The 15,135-nt window shown below is 67.7% G+C and carries 13 protein-coding genes and 1 tRNA gene; 5 read left to right on the top strand and 9 right to left on the bottom strand.

The features are described from left to right. Window positions 1-37 precede the first annotated feature (37 nt). The 4 genes from NWF34_RS22440 to NWF34_RS22425 all read left to right on the top strand — a co-directional run bounded on the left by NWF34_RS22440 (window position 38) and on the right by NWF34_RS22425 (window position 3,459). A complete protein-coding gene (locus NWF34_RS22440) occupies window positions 38-973 on the top strand; it encodes a pseudouridine synthase (protein ID WP_006435441.1) in 936 nt (311 codons plus the stop codon). Continuing rightward, a complete protein-coding gene (gene cmk / locus NWF34_RS22435; protein WP_024498701.1) occupies window positions 970-1,665 on the top strand; it encodes a (d)CMP kinase in 696 nt (231 codons plus the stop codon). The genes NWF34_RS22440 and cmk overlap by 4 nt, the downstream gene beginning before the upstream one ends. Next, window positions 1,662-3,101: a ribosome biogenesis GTPase Der gene (der, locus tag NWF34_RS22430; protein ID WP_024498702.1), complete on the top strand. Its 1,440-nt coding sequence runs from the start codon at window positions 1,662-1,664 to the stop codon at window positions 3,099-3,101. Before cmk ends, der begins: the two co-directional genes overlap by 4 nt. A gap of 284 nt (window positions 3,102-3,385) precedes the next feature. Beyond that, window positions 3,386-3,459 (top strand) — tRNA-Pro (locus NWF34_RS22425). 149 nt (window positions 3,460-3,608) lie between these two features. On the opposite strand, the gene NWF34_RS22420 is transcribed toward NWF34_RS22425, so the two are convergent. The 7 genes from NWF34_RS22420 to NWF34_RS22390 form a co-directional block, all read right to left on the bottom strand. Next, window positions 3,609-4,556 (bottom strand): diiron oxygenase, encoded by a 948-nt coding sequence (locus NWF34_RS22420; protein ID WP_258326111.1) that lies wholly within the window; start codon window positions 4,554-4,556, stop codon window positions 3,609-3,611. Next, window positions 4,553-5,464 carry a prephenate dehydrogenase dimerization domain-containing protein gene (locus NWF34_RS22415; protein WP_258326110.1) on the bottom strand — a complete coding sequence of 304 codons (912 nt, stop codon included), beginning with the start codon at window positions 5,462-5,464 and terminating at the stop codon, window positions 4,553-4,555. Before NWF34_RS22415 ends, NWF34_RS22420 begins: the two co-directional genes overlap by 4 nt. Next, entirely contained in the window at window positions 5,461-7,581 is a 2,121-nt protein-coding gene (gene pabB, locus NWF34_RS22410) for an aminodeoxychorismate synthase component I (RefSeq protein WP_258326109.1), read from the bottom strand. The genes NWF34_RS22415 and pabB overlap by 4 nt, the downstream gene beginning before the upstream one ends. A gap of 1 nt (window position 7,582) precedes the next feature. After that, complete coding sequence (locus tag NWF34_RS22405; protein WP_258326108.1) at window positions 7,583-8,011, bottom strand: chorismate mutase family protein; 429 nt, start codon at window positions 8,009-8,011, stop codon at window positions 7,583-7,585. A 309-nt stretch (window positions 8,012-8,320) separates the two neighbouring features. Continuing rightward, on the bottom strand, window positions 8,321-9,409 hold the full coding sequence (locus NWF34_RS22400) for an ATP-binding protein (protein WP_258326107.1): 1,089 nt from the start codon (window positions 9,407-9,409) through the stop codon (window positions 8,321-8,323). A gap of 135 nt (window positions 9,410-9,544) precedes the next feature. Then, entirely contained in the window at window positions 9,545-9,847 is a 303-nt protein-coding gene (locus NWF34_RS22395; RefSeq protein ID WP_258326106.1) for a hypothetical protein, read from the bottom strand. Beyond that, window positions 9,844-10,422 (bottom strand): recombinase family protein, encoded by a 579-nt coding sequence (locus tag NWF34_RS22390; RefSeq protein WP_258326115.1) that lies wholly within the window; start codon window positions 10,420-10,422, stop codon window positions 9,844-9,846. The genes NWF34_RS22395 and NWF34_RS22390 overlap by 4 nt, the downstream gene beginning before the upstream one ends. Before the next feature lie 337 nt (window positions 10,423-10,759). Between NWF34_RS22390 and NWF34_RS22385 the strand changes: the two genes are divergently transcribed. After that, the gene (locus NWF34_RS22385) at window positions 10,760-12,196 is read left to right on the top strand and encodes an LLM class flavin-dependent oxidoreductase (RefSeq protein WP_258326105.1); all 1,437 of its coding nucleotides are present in this window, start codon (window positions 10,760-10,762) and stop codon (window positions 12,194-12,196) included. A 309-nt stretch (window positions 12,197-12,505) separates the two neighbouring features. Here NWF34_RS22385 and NWF34_RS22380 read toward each other — a convergent pair whose 3' ends face one another. Continuing rightward, window positions 12,506-13,705 carry an acyl-CoA dehydrogenase family protein gene (locus tag NWF34_RS22380; protein ID WP_258326104.1) on the bottom strand — a complete coding sequence of 400 codons (1,200 nt, stop codon included), beginning with the start codon at window positions 13,703-13,705 and terminating at the stop codon, window positions 12,506-12,508. Then, a complete protein-coding gene (locus NWF34_RS22375; protein ID WP_258326103.1) occupies window positions 13,702-15,084 on the bottom strand; it encodes an LLM class flavin-dependent oxidoreductase in 1,383 nt (460 codons plus the stop codon). The genes NWF34_RS22380 and NWF34_RS22375 overlap by 4 nt, the downstream gene beginning before the upstream one ends. Between the last annotated feature and the right edge of the window lie 51 nt (window positions 15,085-15,135).

The raw sequence follows: 15,135 nt of genomic DNA, 5'->3' as shown, positions 1-15,135 counted from the left end.
AACCGCATAGGTCCACCCACACACAGGATTGAGAACAATGGCTTCCGCTGGCCGAGATGGCTCACCGGGAAAACGCCGCAAGGGCGCCCCCGCACAGCAACCGCGAACCAAGAAGACGCACCGCAAGGGGTCGTCGAAACCGAACGCCGATGTCGGGAAGATCCGGCTCAACAACGCCCGGCCCGCACGCCATCAGGTGGCGCCGGAGCAGGTGAGCGGCACGGGACCGGCCTTCGTCGAGGACGGTGTGCGACTCCAGAAGGTACTCGCCCAGGCCGGCGTCGCCTCGCGCCGCGGCGCCGAGGAGATGATCGCCGCCGGACGTGTGAAGGTCGACGGCGTCGTCGTCACCGAGCAGGGCCTGCGCATCAACCCCGACACCGCGATCATCCACGTCGACGATGCACGCGTGATCATGGACGAGACGCGTCAGTACCTCGCGTTCAACAAGCCCAAGGGCTGGCAGTCGACCATGGCCGACGACCAGGGTCGTCCGTGCGTCGGTGACGTGGTCGCCGAACGCGTGATGGCCGGACAGCGTCTCTTCCACGTCGGCCGCCTCGACGCCGACACCGAAGGTCTGCTGCTGCTCACCAACGACGGCGAGCTGGCCCACCGGCTGATGCACCCGTCGTTCGAGGTGCCCAAGACCTACCTCGCGACCCTGAAGGGTGAGGTGCCCCGCGGGGTCGCTCGTCAACTCCGTGAGGGGATCGAACTCGAGGACGGTCCGGTCAAGGTCGACAGGTTCACCGTCATCGAGGTCCACGAGGGACAGTCGCTGGTGCGGATCACCCTGCACGAGGGCCGGAACCGCATCGTGCGCCGCATGATGGACGAGGTCGGCTTCCCGGTCACGAAACTCGTTCGCACGCATGTGGGTACCGTCGCGCTCGGAGAGCAACGGCCGGGCAGCCTGCGTGTCCTCGGCAACGACGAGGTCGGCGCGCTGTACAAGGCGGTCGGGCTGTGACCGCTGGCACCACGCGCGTCGTCGCCATCGACGGGCCGGCCGGTACGGGCAAGTCGTCGGTGTCGAAGCTGCTCGCCGAGAAGGTCGGTGCCAGCTACCTCGACACCGGTGCGATGTACCGCGCGGTGACCCTGGCGGTCCTCGATGCCGGTGTGGCACTTGATGATCCGGCCGGTATCGCCCGGGTCGTGGACGCGGTCGACATCGAGTTGATCCCCACCGGAGACGGGTCGTCGACGGTGTTGCTCGACGGTCGCGATGTGTCCGGGCCGATCCGGACCGACCATGTGACCAGCGCGGTCTCGGCGGTGTCCGCCGTTCCCGAGGTGCGAACCAAACTCGTTGCGCTGCAGCGGCAGAACGCGCAGGACCGCTTCGTGGTGGTCGAGGGACGCGACATCGGGACCGTGGTGTTCCCGGCCGCCGACGTCAAGATCTTCCTGACCGCGACGCCGGAGGCACGCGCTGACCGGCGGCACAAGCAGAACCTGGCCGCGGGTCGCGACAGCGACTACGCAGCCGTTCTCGACAGCGTGAACCGCCGCGATCATCTCGATTCGACGCGCGCGGTGTCGCCGTTGCGTGCCGCCGACGATGCCGTCGTCGTCGACACCAGCGACAAGACCCTGATGGAGGTGCTCGACGAACTGAGCGGCCTCGTGGAGACCCGGATCGGAGCATCAGAACGGTGAGCGACAACTTCGAGACCGATGTGGCGGCGTTGCCGGGTGACGGCACGTGGGCGGACGAATCCGATTGGCAGCTGGCCGATATCGAGGGTGCCGACGGTGCCGCCGAGTTCGAGCACATGCCGGTGCTGGCGATCGTCGGGCGACCCAACGTGGGCAAGTCCACTCTCGTCAACCGCATCCTCGGCCGTCGCGAGGCCGTGGTCGAGGACATCCCGGGAGTCACGCGTGACCGTGTGTCCTACTCGGCGAGCTGGTCGGGACGTAGCTTCACGGTCGTCGACACGGGCGGCTGGGAACCCGACGCCAAGGGTCTGCAGCAGGCAGTCGCGGCCCAGGCCGAGCTCGCGATGCGGACCGCCGACGCCATCGTCGTGGTCGTCGATGCGACCGTGGGCGCCACCGCCACCGACGAGGCCGTGGCGCGTGTCCTGCGACGGTCGAAGACCCCGGTGATCCTGTGCGCCAACAAGGTCGACAGCGAGCGCATGGAGGCAGACACGGCCGCCCTGTGGTCGCTGGGACTCGGCGAGCCGCACCCGGTGTCGGCGGCGCACGGTCGTGGCGCCGGTGACCTGCTCGACGTCATCCTGGAGAAGCTGCCCGCGACTCCGCGCGAGGCGCCGGTGCTGGGCGGCCCGCGTCGTGTGGCACTCGTCGGCAAGCCGAACGTGGGCAAGAGCTCGCTGTTGAACAAGCTGGCCGGCACCGAGCGTTCCGTCGTCGACAACGTCGCCGGGACCACCGTCGACCCCGTCGACGAGATCGTCGAAGTCGGCGGCAAGACCTGGCATTTCGTCGACACCGCCGGCCTGCGGCGCAAGGTGCGCACCGCGAGTGGTCACGAGTACTACGCGTCGTTGCGGACGCGGTCGGCACTCGACGCCGCCGAGGTGGCGATCCTGCTGATCGACGCGTCGGAGCCGATCACCGAGCAGGACCTTCGCGTGCTGTCGCTCATCATCGAGAGCGGTCGTGCGCTGGTCATCGCGTTCAACAAGTGGGACCTGGTCGACGAGGATCGTCGTTACCAGCTCGACAAGGAGATCGATCGCGAGCTCGCCCGCGTGCCGTGGGCGCGCCGGGTGAACATCTCGGCGTCGACCGGTCGTGCGGTCCAGAAGCTGGTACCCGCGATGGAGAGCGCACTCGACTCGTGGGACAAGCGCATCTCGACCGGACCGCTGAACAGCTGGCTCAAGGACGTCATCGCGGCCAACCCGCCGCCGCTGCGCGGCGGGCGACAGCCGCGCGTGATGTTCGCGACCCAGGCGTCGGTACGACCGCCGACCTTCGTGCTCTTCACCACCGGCTTCCTCGAGGCCGGCTACCGCCGCTTCCTGGAGCGTCGCCTGCGCGAGGAGTTCAACTTCGACGGCTCGCCGGTACGCATCAACGTGCGTGTGCGCGACAAGCGGGAGCAGCGTCGCAAACGCTGACCGCAGACCCACCCTTTTTCGGCAGAATCACCCCCGCGTCGGGTGGTGCGTTTGCCGAAAACTGGTGGGTTTGACTGGGTCTGGCAATCGTCACCGGCGGTTGGATCTGGTTCAAGATGCGGTCCGCGGTCTAGGTCGCGGTAGCAGATGTCGTCGATCGTTGCGCCCGGCGCCACGTTTCGCGACATCTGACGACCGGCCGGGAACCCCGCCTGACCAGGCGATTGGTTCCGAACGGCAGTCGTCGGCTAGGCTTTATCTCGCTCCGCTTGAGCAGGGAGCAACGGGCTGTGGCGCAGTTTGGTAGCGCACTTGACTGGGGGTCAAGTGGTCGCAGGTTCAAATCCTGTCAGCCCGACAGAGCAGGCCCCGTCCGCATTGCGGACGGGGCCTTCGTCTTGTCACGGACTCTTGTCGACGCGATCGAAATACTCGACGATCCTTCCTGCACGAACAGGCCGTCCGCTGAGGAAGTTCGGGGTCGGCGGGGTGCACGCAGAATCGTGGTCAGCACCGGTCGAGCTCACCGAACCGGGCGAGCAGCCGGTCGATCGCGGTGCAGTCCTGCAGAAATCGGCGGCGATCGGGGTCCTCGGCGACCTCGCGCAGCATCGCATCGCCGGCCGGGACCTGTTCGACGGCGAGGATCGCCGACCACGTCGTCCCATCGGTGGCCGTGAACGCGTCGACGCCATCACGCAGGGCCCGCGCCAGGATGTTCCGGTCGTGTCGGTCGAGCCGGTCGTGGACCATGGCGATCATCTCGGACGCAACCGAGGCGTGTGCGCGCTCGTCTCGGCGGTGCAACGCGATGGTGGCTTGGTGCACCGGTTGGATCGTCCGGTCGTCGGCGATCAGGGTCAGGTAGTCCGCGATCGAGGTCTCCGCGACCGTCGCGTACGCGAGGGTCGTCAAGGCCGCGGCACGCGCCGATTCCGCCCGCGAGAGCGCCTCCCGATGCCGCCGCACGGTCGACGTCTCCGGCAAGGCTGCGTCCGGCAGCGCCCAGCCGCGTCGACGCCGGGTCAGCGCGGACGCGTTCAGGTGCATCAGCGTGTGGTACTCCTCGTCGACCATCGACTGCACCACCGCCGCCCGGCCCGCATCGGAGAAGCCGGTGCCGAACGCGTCCCGGAAAAGCAGCCCGAAACCAGGTGTCACCACGTCCTGTTCGATGTCGACGACATTCTTGTTGTAGGCGATCCACGCCCACGCCAGGATGCGGGACCGGACACCCTCGTCGAGCCGCTCCCAGACCGGATGCCCGGCGAAGGGGAGCAGCACCTCTGGGTAGTCGACGCAGGTGTCGTCGTAGAGGTCGTCCATCGTGAGCGAGTCGAGTTCGGGTTCGGCGCGCCGGACCGTCGCCCGCCGTGGCCAGCTGCGGACCAGTCCCGCGATCACCGCAGACTGCACCGGATCGGAGGAGTCGTGCTCAGGCAGGTGGGCGGTCATTGCGACAGTCCTTCGAACATCCGCGCACACAGTTGTGCGTAGCCGTCGGCGTGATCGTTCAGCGGGACACCTGCCTCGGCGAGCAGCGCGGTGAAGTCGTCGGCGTCGCCGGCGCACGCATTCGACACCCGGGACACGGCCCGTGCCAACGCCTCTCGTGCTGCCGGTGCACACGGGTTCGACGCCTGCACGTCCCGGTACACCTCGGGTGTTCCGCCGGTGATCCGCGCCAGCAGTGCGGACATCGTCGTGAACGGGGGTGTGGCCAGCGCAGCCGCCTCGTCGGCGTCGACTCCGAGGTCGGCCAGCGCACACCCGAACGACAGGATCGTCGCATGGGTGAGGGCCTGCACCGCCGCGCACACCCGGTCGTGCCGGTCCGCGGTCGTGACCTCCACCCGTGCGCCCCACCGTGCGAGGTCCTCGAGCAGACGGTCTGCGCCCGCGCCGCCCCGATGGACGACCACCGCGACCGTGCGCCCGGGGAGGCCGAGAGACGGCGCGAACATCGGGTTGATCCCGACGATCGACCCACCCCAGGAGACATCGGACTCGTCGAGATCGGCCGCATCGAGATCGGCCGTGTCGAGATCGGCGACGGCCGACGAAAACCGCGTCTTGACCGACAGCGTCTCCACCAACAGCGCCGTCGGGCGCATTAGTCGTGTCACGGCTCCTAGCGTGGCGAGCGCTACCTCCTCCGGGACCGCAAGGACCACGACGTCCGCCTCGCCCAGCAGGGCCTCCGTCGCCGGGTCGGGGCGTCGGATGTCGCGCCCACAGCGGGCATCGATCACGTGCACGGTGTTCCCGTCACCGCGCCACCGGTCGGCGAGCATCGTCCCGATCGCCCCGGCGCCGCCGGCGACGACCACCGACCGTGCACCTGGGACGGGTGGCGCGGTCACGGGTCGCTCTCTTCGGCGACAGACAGGCAGCGGCGCATCGTCAGCGCCTTGACCATCGTCTCCTCGAACTCCTCGTCCGGATCCGACAGCGCGACGATCGCGCCGCCGACCCCGAACGTCACCTCGGAACCGGTCGCGACCATGGTGCGGATCACGATCGACAGGTCGGCGGTTCCGGTCAGCGAGAAGTAGCCGATCGCGCCCGAATACACCCCCCTCGGACCGGCTTCGAGTTTGTCGATGATCTCCATCGTGCGGATCTTCGGCGCACCCGTCATCGATCCGCCGGGGAACGCCGCCCGCACACAGTCGACCGCTGACAGCCCCTCGCGCAGCGTCCCGCGCACCGTCGACACCATCTGGTGCACGGGCGCGTACGTCTCGATGTCGAACAGGGAGGGCACGTGTACCGATCCCGGCACGCAGACCCGCGACAGGTCGTTGCGGACGAGGTCGACGATCATCAGGTTCTCCGACCGGTCCTTCTCGCTGGCTCGCAGGTCGCACCGAAACCCCTGGTCCTCGACGGGGTCCGCCGACCGCGGCCGGGTGCCCTTGATCGGTTTCGACTCCACGGTCCGGTCCGCACCCACCTTCAGGAATCGTTCCGGGGACGCGCTGAGCACCGACAGTCCCGAGAACTGGAGCAGCGCGTTGTAGGGCATCGGGCTGATCTCGCGCAGACACGAGTACCCGGACACGGGATCGAGGCTGCGGTGCACGGTGGCCGTGTTCGTCAGGCACACCTCGTAGGACTCCCCGGAGCGGATCTCCGCCAGGCATTGTTCGATGAGCCTCAAGTACGTCGGGTGGTTGTGCCGGAATACGATCGGCACCTCTTCCGACGCCGGGACCAGTGGGGGAGCCGTCACTGGTGGCTCGGGGAGCGTGTCCTGCATCGCACCGATGGTCGACGCCGTGTCGTGTAACCACCGCGCGGTATCGGGGTCGGCGGTGTCGGGATCCGGGCCGTCCACCGATTCGAGTGCCAGCGCGTACGCACATCCCCGCTCGTGGTCGATAACCACGGCCCGGTCCGCGAACACGAGCGCCGCATCGGCCTGCTCGGACGCGTGGGCCAGCTGCCCGCCGGTGTCCGCCTTGAGTTCGTAGCCGAGATAGCCGACGTAGCCGAGACAGAACCCGAACGGTGGATCCGAGCGCGGCGCCACTGACCGCTCCCGTAGTTGCGCGCCGAGATAGTCGAAGAAGGTGCTGCGGATCTTCTCCACCGTCCCGTCCGAATGTTCCACTCGCACAGTCATTTCCGGGACACGATAGGTCACGTACTCGGCGCGCGGACCCGAGCAGTCACCCATCACGGAGAACCGGCCCTCCGCTTCGTCGGCCGCCGACCCGTCCAGCCAGTAGCTGTTCGGTCCACCGGCGAACAACCGCTCGTACACCGCCCCGGGGTCCACGACCCGGTCCACCTTCACCGACCGGATCCGGTAACGGTCTCTCGGCTTCGTCGCCGGCGCCTCGGCTTCCGCTGCCGTCGGGGGAGTCCTTGCCGCCCGGGTCGGCCGGGGCGCCCGCACCGGCGTCGCTGCCGCGAAGTTCGCCAGGAGTTCCCGGCCGTACTCGGAGCAGATCGATTCCGGGTGAAACTGCACCCCCCACAACGGCAGTTCCCGATGACGTACCGCCATCAGGACACCGTCGTCCGACCACGCCTGGACCTCCAACACGTTGGGGACCTCCACGACCGCCAAGGAGTGGTACCTCACCGCCCGGAACGGGGACGGCAGTCCCGCGAACAGGCCTCTGCCGTCGTGGTGCACCGCGCTGATCCGTCCGTGTCGAGGTTCGGGCGCCGGCACCACCGGGCTGCCGAACACGTGACACAGTCCCTGGTGGCCCAGACACACGCCGAGTACGGGAAGCCCGCTGTCGGTCAGGACCCGCGCGCTGATCCCGAAGTCGCGCGCGCAGTCCGGCCGGCCCGGGCCGGGGGAGACCACCACGTTGTCGAACGCCGTCAGGTCCACCGACGACCACGGCACGTCGTTGGCGACGACCGTCGGCTCCCGGCCGTTGACCTCCGTCAACAACGCGTACAGGTTGTACGTGAACGAGTCGTAGTTGTCGATGAGTAGTGTCCGCACGGCGGCCACCTCAGTCCGTGCTCGGGCCGCCGATGTCCGCGGCAATCCGTTCGGTGAGGGCACGATCCGGTCCTGCGTTCTCGGCCGGGACGCTGTTGGTCCGCAGTTCCTCGCTCACCACGATCAGGTCCTCCACCCGGCAGGTCTCCGAGATGAGCAGGTCGTAGAGGTCGTGCAGGAATTGCGGGGAGAGGTCGTGATCGAGGGCGTACCGGTGGGCATGCTCGTGCACCGCTCCGACACGGCGCGGCTGCATCACCGGAATGGTGTATCGCTGCTTGAGGTGCGCGATGCGGGTGCACACCTCTATCCGGGCGCGCACGTCCTCGAGCAGTCGGTCGTCGATACCGTCCAACTCCGCACGGAGGTCCGCGAGCTCGCGTTCGCCGACGTCGCTCCCACCCAGCATCTGTCCCTTGTCGCCCATCGATTCGTTCACGGCACGACCACCTTGCGCTGTCTGAAGGGAAGTGCGGCCCGCCAACTTGAACCGCCGAGATGCGACGCCGACCTCGACTGGTCCTGCGCCCGGTTCGGGCTCGCGAACCGCGTCCCCCGACTCGGTCCATGGTCGCACCGACCGCGTGCACTGTGAGGGAGTTGGCGTCACCGCCCGGTCACGATTCACCAACGACCGCGACGTCACTGTCGTCCGATCAGATGGGGGGTGGTTCGATCGCGTCGGTCTGGCCGTGTCCGCGCGGCCCACGAACTCGTGTCGGGTCAGTGGGACGGTCGGACGGGGCGTTCAAGCGGGCAGCGGCACCCCGACGTCGGCGCCGCCCTCTTCGGTGAGCCGAGCGCCCATCCGGGTGAAGGTGGGGGTGGTGATGAATCCGCCGGCGAAGAGGGCTTCGCCCTGGCGGAATTCGGGTGACTCGGCCAGCAGGTGTTCGCCGACGAATCCGAAGGTGTCGGCGAGTTCGGCGAGATCGCGTGGTGCGTTCATCCGCATGAGGCACAGGTTGTCGCACTGGGACAGCACGTTGGGGTGGATCTTCGTCGGCCGTTGCGTGGACAGGAGAAGCCAGAGACCGAACTTGCGGCCTTCGGCTGCAATCTGCACGACGCGATCGATCAGGGCCTGCTCTACGGCGCTCGTGGCGACGGGCGGGCAGATGTTGTGGGCCTCGTCGATGACGATCAGGACGGGTCGACGTTCTTCGCGGCGAGCCCACAGGTGTTCGAGCACGCTGAGGGCGGCGACCTTGGGTTCCGCCGGGTGGGCGAACCCGCCCAGGTCGAGCACTGTGGCCTGTGGGCGTTCGTCGATGATGTCGGTGGCCGCGACCTCGCCCCGCGCCCACAGGTCCCAGTCGAGGACCTGGAGGTTCTCGATCCGCTTGGCCAGCCGCTGGTGGCCGGGGTCGTCGGAGGCGCGCAGCGCTGTGATGTAGGTGCTCTGGTCCGGCGTGCCGGTGAGAGTGGCGTCGGCGTGGAGCAGGACGTTGTACTCGTCGGCGTCGGCGATCGGGTCCAGCTGCAGGACCGCGGCCTTCGCGGCGAGCGGCAGGTCGGTGAACCGCGTCCGCAGCTGGGGGAGGTCGCGCCGCGTCGAATGCAGCACCCGGATGTCGGATGCGGCGATGGTCGCGGCGGCTTCGGGGTCGGAGGTGTCCCTCGTCTCCGGCAACCGGGTGAAGTCGGCATTCGGGTCGAGGATGAGCAGCGGGAGTCGGGTGCTCAGGAGCAACTGCTCCAGCACCACACCGAGCGCGTAGGTCTTGCCCGAACCGCTCTGGCCGCACCAGAAGGTGTGACGGTTGAACTTCAAGGCGGAGAGAACGACTTCGGACGTCGCGTCGTCGCGATGGCTTCCCACTGTCAGCTGAACCACGCCTGAACAATACGGCGTCGGAGGCCTCGGCACCGACTCGCACGGTCGCGTGGCGCGGTGTCGGGGAATCGCCACCTGCGCCCGAGAGCGCTACTCATTGCTGGCGCTGCGATGTTCAGGTGGCGATCCCGGCCTTCACTTGCGGGCGTGCCGCAGGTACCCGTACAGGGCGGCACGATAGCCACGGGTGTAGCTGGGTTCCTCGTCGTCGGGGTCGGGCGGGCAGTCGAGGGTCGACGATGCGAGCTGACGTGCCCACGGTGCCGGCAGTGCGCACAGCGCGGCTTCCGCGTCGTCGAACCCCTTCTGGAAGAGATCGGGATCGAGATGCTCGTCGAGGTCGGCGTCGTAGATCGGGAACGACGTGGGAAGCCGGGTGACGACGCCGTATTCGGTGACGATGTCGAGGTCGGGGAGCTCGTGCTCGTGATCTGTCAACGGACCGTGCGCCTTTCGGCGAGAGTACGGTAGAGCGTTGCACGGCTGACCCCCAGCGCCTGGGCGATCCTCGGCACGGATTCGCCTGCGGCACGCATCTGTTCGGCACGCAGCACCTGCTCGTCGTCGAGGACACGGGGGCGTCCGACCGTCGATGCAGGCTGCCGGTGTGTCGTCGTGGTCCGCGGCCTCGACGAGCCGAGCCCGGGGGAGGGGTCGTCGAGTTCGGCCAGGGACGCCAGGACTCCGACGACCATCGCGCCGGCGGGATCGTCGGTGTCGATGCCCTCGCGCAACGAGCGGAGGCCGATACTGCGTTTCGCGAGTTCACGCGTGATGGCCATGACCTCGCGGATGTTGCGTCCGAGACGGTCGATGCCCACGACCACGGTGGTGTCACCAGCCCGCGCGTAGTCCAGCAGTGCGTTCATGCCCGGCCGACGGTCCGCGGACCGAACCCGGTCGGCGACGTCGGTATAGATCCGTGCCGGATCCACCCCCGCTTCTGTCAATGCATCGATCTGCGGACCGAGGGCGTGTGCCCCCGGGGTCTCGCGCGCGTATCCGAGGGACATCCCCGGCGCGCCACCTCTCGCTTCTGCCGTCACGATGAGGACTCTATCTCAAAAGTCTCGATAAAGATTTGAGACGCGCGGGAGATTCGAGATTGATCGTCTAGAAAGGTCGACCAGATCTCAGTTTTCGCGACATGGTGTCGCAAAATACTGTCTCGTAAGTTTCGAGACGAGATCGGTGCCGAGCGTGATCGCCGTCGTGTGCCGAGGGGGGCGTCGACGATCGATCTTCGGCGCAGCACGTCGACGACCGGATTTCGATCAGGCTGCGCGCAATCGTGTCCCGCTGATCCCGACAGACCTAGGGTGCAGCAGTCCCACTCACGTCCCTCGTTCGGTGAAAGAAGTCGCACTCGTGTCCGAAGAAGCCGCCCGTCCGCTCCATTTCGCCGCGTTCGTCATGAACACGACCAGCCACATCGTCCAGGGCACGTGGCGTCGCCCGTCGTCGCGGTCGGCCGACTTCAACGATCTCGATCACTGGGTGAACCTCGCGAAGACGCTCGAGCGCGGGAAGTTCGACGCCATCTTCTTCGCCGACGTCGTCGGTCTCTATGCGCCGTACCGCGGTGACGAACGGAAGTACTTCGAAGCCGGTCTGCAGGTCCCGAGCAACGACCCGAGTGTGTTGGCCAGTGCGATCGCCTATGCGACAGAGCATCTCGGAATCGCCTTCACTGCCAGCATCCTGCAGGAGCATCCGTTCAATTTCGCCCGCCGGATCTCGACCCTCGATCACGCGACGAAGGGCCGCATCGCGTGGAACATCGTCACGAACTACCTGCCGAATGCCAGCCGCAACTTCGGACTCGAAGGTCTCACGGCGCACGACGCTCGTTATGCGTGGGCCGACGAGTACGTGGACGTCGCCTACAAGCTGTGGGAGGGCAGCTGGGAGGACGACGCGCTACTCCAGGACCGTGAGCGCGGTGTCCACGCCGATTACGAGAAGGTCCACCGCATCAACCATGTGGGGGAGCGGTACCGGGTCGAGGGGCCGCACCTCGTGTCGCCCAGCCCGCAGCGAACTCCGTTTCTCTTCCAGGCCGGCGCGTCGGAGGCAGGCAGGGACTTCGCGGCGAGCAATGCCGAGGCGGTGTTCCTCGCCAGTGCGAATCGCCAAGGCGCACTACGGGACACGACCGACATCCGGCAGCGGGCGGTGGCGGTCGGCCGCCGCGCGGAGGACCTGAAGTTCTTCCAGGGGCTGTACGTCGTGCCGACCTCGACCGAGGCCGAAGCGGCACGCGTCGCCGCGGAGCTCGACGAGTGGATCGACCACGACGGACACCTCGCGCACATGTCGGGGTCCATCGGCATCGACTTCGGTCACGACGACCTCGATACCCCGGTCGGTGAGATCGAGACGGAAGGCGTGCAGTCGGTCGTCGGTTGGATCAACGACCTCGTGACCGACCGCCCCGCCACACTGCGCGACGTCGCGCACCACACCGCGACCAACCTGCGCATCGTCGGCACGCCCGAGAAGATCGCCGACGAGCTTGCCGCGTGGCAGGCGAGCGGTGTCGACGGCATCAACCTGATGAACTACGAGATCCCGACCTCTTACGAGGATTTCGTGGATCATGTGATCCCGACGCTGCGCGAGCGCGGCCTCATCCAGAGCGAGTACTCCGACGGCACCCTGCGACAGAAGATCTTCGGCGAGGGGGATCGGTTGCCGGATCGCCACCATGCGACCCGGTACCGCGGTGCGTTCGGCGCCGGGGCCGGCAAAGCCGGCGACGAGGCGTTTGCTGGTGCGGTGAACTGACGCTCGCTCCTGCTCCCTGAGTAGCGAGCTTGTGCGCGTGAGGCTCTGCTCCCTGAGTAGCGAGCTTGCGAGCGTATCGAAGGGCTTGGCGAGGAAATGTCGCCAGGCCCTTCGAGGCTCGTCGCTAACGCTCCTCACACCTCAGGGAGCGGGGGCGGTCGCTAACGCTCCTCACACCTCAGGGAGCGGGGGCGGTCGCTAACGCTCCTCGTACCACAGGGAGCGGGGGCGGTCGTTAACGCTCCTCACACCTCAGGGAGCGGGACGGGGGTGCTGCCGTGCCCTAGCCTCCCGGGAGCGAGAGGGTGGTCAGAAATACCCGTTCGCGGGCAGGGGAGTGTCGTTGACCAGGAGGTCGCCCAGGGCGATGGCCTTGTATGACGTCGGGTTGTGCAGGGTGACGGTGCGGATGTTGCGCCAGTGCCGGTCCAGGTTCGTGGTCCGGCTCGCCGACGACGCGCCGCCGACGTCGAACAGGTCCGCGGCGGCGCGGAGACCGACGCGGTCCACGTGAACCTTCACCCGCGCGGCCGCCACCGAGGCCTTGATGAACAGGGCGGGGTCGATCACGCCGCTGCGTGCCGGCGCGAACGCCTCCTCGATCGTCCGCGCGGCGTCGAGGACGGCGGCCCTCGCCACGTGGGCGGCCGCGTCGATCTCACCGACGGTCCCGAGGAGCACGGGATCGTGGCGCGGCGAATCCACGGGGGCGTGATCGAACGTCCGCATCCGCGACCGCAGCAGCGTGGTCGCATCATCGCCGACCGACAACAGGATTCCGGTGATCAGTGCCTGTAGGTAGAGCTGAAGGAACGGGCCGTCGTTCGCCACCGGAGCGGTTGACGCCGGGTCTGTGAAGGCCAGGACGTCGTCGGCGGACACCGGGACGCGGTCCAGTGTTGTCGTGCCTGTACCCGTGCGGTTCTGACCGATCCCGTCCCAGTCGTCGGCGACGGTCACGCCGTCACGGTCGACGGGCAGGACGATCCGCGCGACCTTGCCGTCGAAGTCACCGCCTCGTACGGTCGCGGTGACCGAGACGTAGTCCGAGAACGCGGTGCCGGTGCTGTAGAACTTGGTCCCGGTCAGCAGCCACCCGCCGTCGACCGCCTCCAGCTCGGTCTGGAACGACTGCGAACCCGCGCTTCCGATGCGTTCGCTGGTCGCGTTGCCGAAGACCTTTCCCGCGGCGATCTCCGCGACCCAACGGTCGCGCACGGGCCCGTCGGGGAACCGGCGGATCTGCTCGACGAACCAGTAGTGCGCGCGCAGGATGTGGGCGACGATCGGGTCGGCACGAGCAAGCTCGATGAGGAACCCGAACAGCTCCGGTGCGCCGGCACCGGGGCCGGAACCGTCGTCGAGAGTCAAAGCGGTATAACCGGTTTCACTGAGCAACCGCACTTGGGCGTGAGGATCGATGCCGGTGAGCTCACGCACCGCGGCATCGGCCCCGATCTCGGACAGGATCGCCGAACGGTCCGCGACGACACGGCTCAGCACGCTCACGCCGACACCTCCACCTTTTCGGCGAACGCACCGCGATAGGCCGCTGCGGGGTGGGACTCGGGCAGGCGATCGCGGCCGGTGAGCTTGCGCCGCGTCGTGCCCGGCGCGTAGTCGTGCTGGGCGAGTCCGCGTTCCCGCAGCACCGGCAGGACGTGCTCGGCGAACTCGACGTAGCTTCCCGGGATCGTCGCGTTGATGACGTTGATGCCACCGACGCCCGCATCTCGCCACTCGGCCAGGCGGTCCGCGATCTGTTCGGGGGTGCCGACGACCCGTCCGCTGCGGCTGCGGAGTTCGGCCAGGTCGCGGACGGTCGGCTCACGGTCGGGCACGGCCTCGCGCAGCCACAGCAGGGTGCTCTGCGTGCCCTCGGTGTGGATCTCGCCGATCGGGGTGTCGAGATCGTAGAAGCCGAGATCGAGCCCGAGACCACCCGCCGAGTGGGCGATGATCGTGCTCGGATCGATGTACTCGTCGAGTTCGGCGGCCTTCCGGCGTGCCTCCTCCTCGGTGCTGCCGATGACGAAGGAGAGCCCCTGGAAGAACTGGATGTCCTGTGGGTCCCGGCCGGCCTCGACCGCCAGACGACGGGTGTCGTCGACAAGGCCCTTGGCGGCCTGCGGAGTGGGCGACACGATGAACTGTGCCTCGGCATTGCGGGCGGCGAAGCGGCGGCCCGTCGGTGACGAACCCGCCTGGAACAACACAGGTGTGCGCTGCGGCGAGGGTGCCACGAGGTGCGGTCCCTCGACGCGGTAGCGGTCACCGACGTGATGGATCTTGTGCACCTTGTCGAAGTCTGCGTGGACGCCGCTGGTTTTGTCCTGGATCAGCGCGCCGTCGTCCCAGCTGCCCTCCCAGAGCTTGTAGACGACGTCGACGTACTCCTCGGCCCACGCGTACCGGTCGTCGTGCGCGGTGATCCCGTCGTATCCGAAGTTGCGCCAGGCATTCTGGGACAGACTCGTGACGATGTTCCACGCGATGCGGCCATTGGATGCGTGATCGAGCGTCGAGATCTTGCGGGCGAAGTCGAAGGGGTGTTCCTGCAGGATCGAGCTGGTGATGGCGATGCCCAGGTTCTCGGTGTGTGACGCCAACGCGGACGCGAGAACGATCGGGTCGTTGCTGGGGATCTGTAATCCGGTGTCCACGAACTTCTTCCAGTCGCCCTGGTAATCGTCGTAGAGTCCGACGACGTCGGCGAAGAAGACGAAGTCGAATCGCGCCTCCTCCAACGTTTTTGCGAGGTCGATCCAGTGCTGCAGCGAGTTGAAGTCCGTTTGCCGCGCACCGGGGGCACGCCACGCCCCATGCAGGATGTGGGAGGTCGTGTTCATCACAAAGGCGGCGAAACGCAAGGGTTTTGGCTCTGACACCCGAACGACGGTACGTTCGCGCGCCGTCTCGTGTGTCGTTGTGCTCAGGGT

Source organism: Gordonia sp. GONU, from assembly GCF_024733855.1.
Taxonomy (GTDB): Bacteria; Actinomycetota; Actinomycetes; order Mycobacteriales; family Mycobacteriaceae; genus Gordonia; species Gordonia amicalis.
This window is presented reverse-complemented; position numbering and strand designations above follow the sequence as displayed.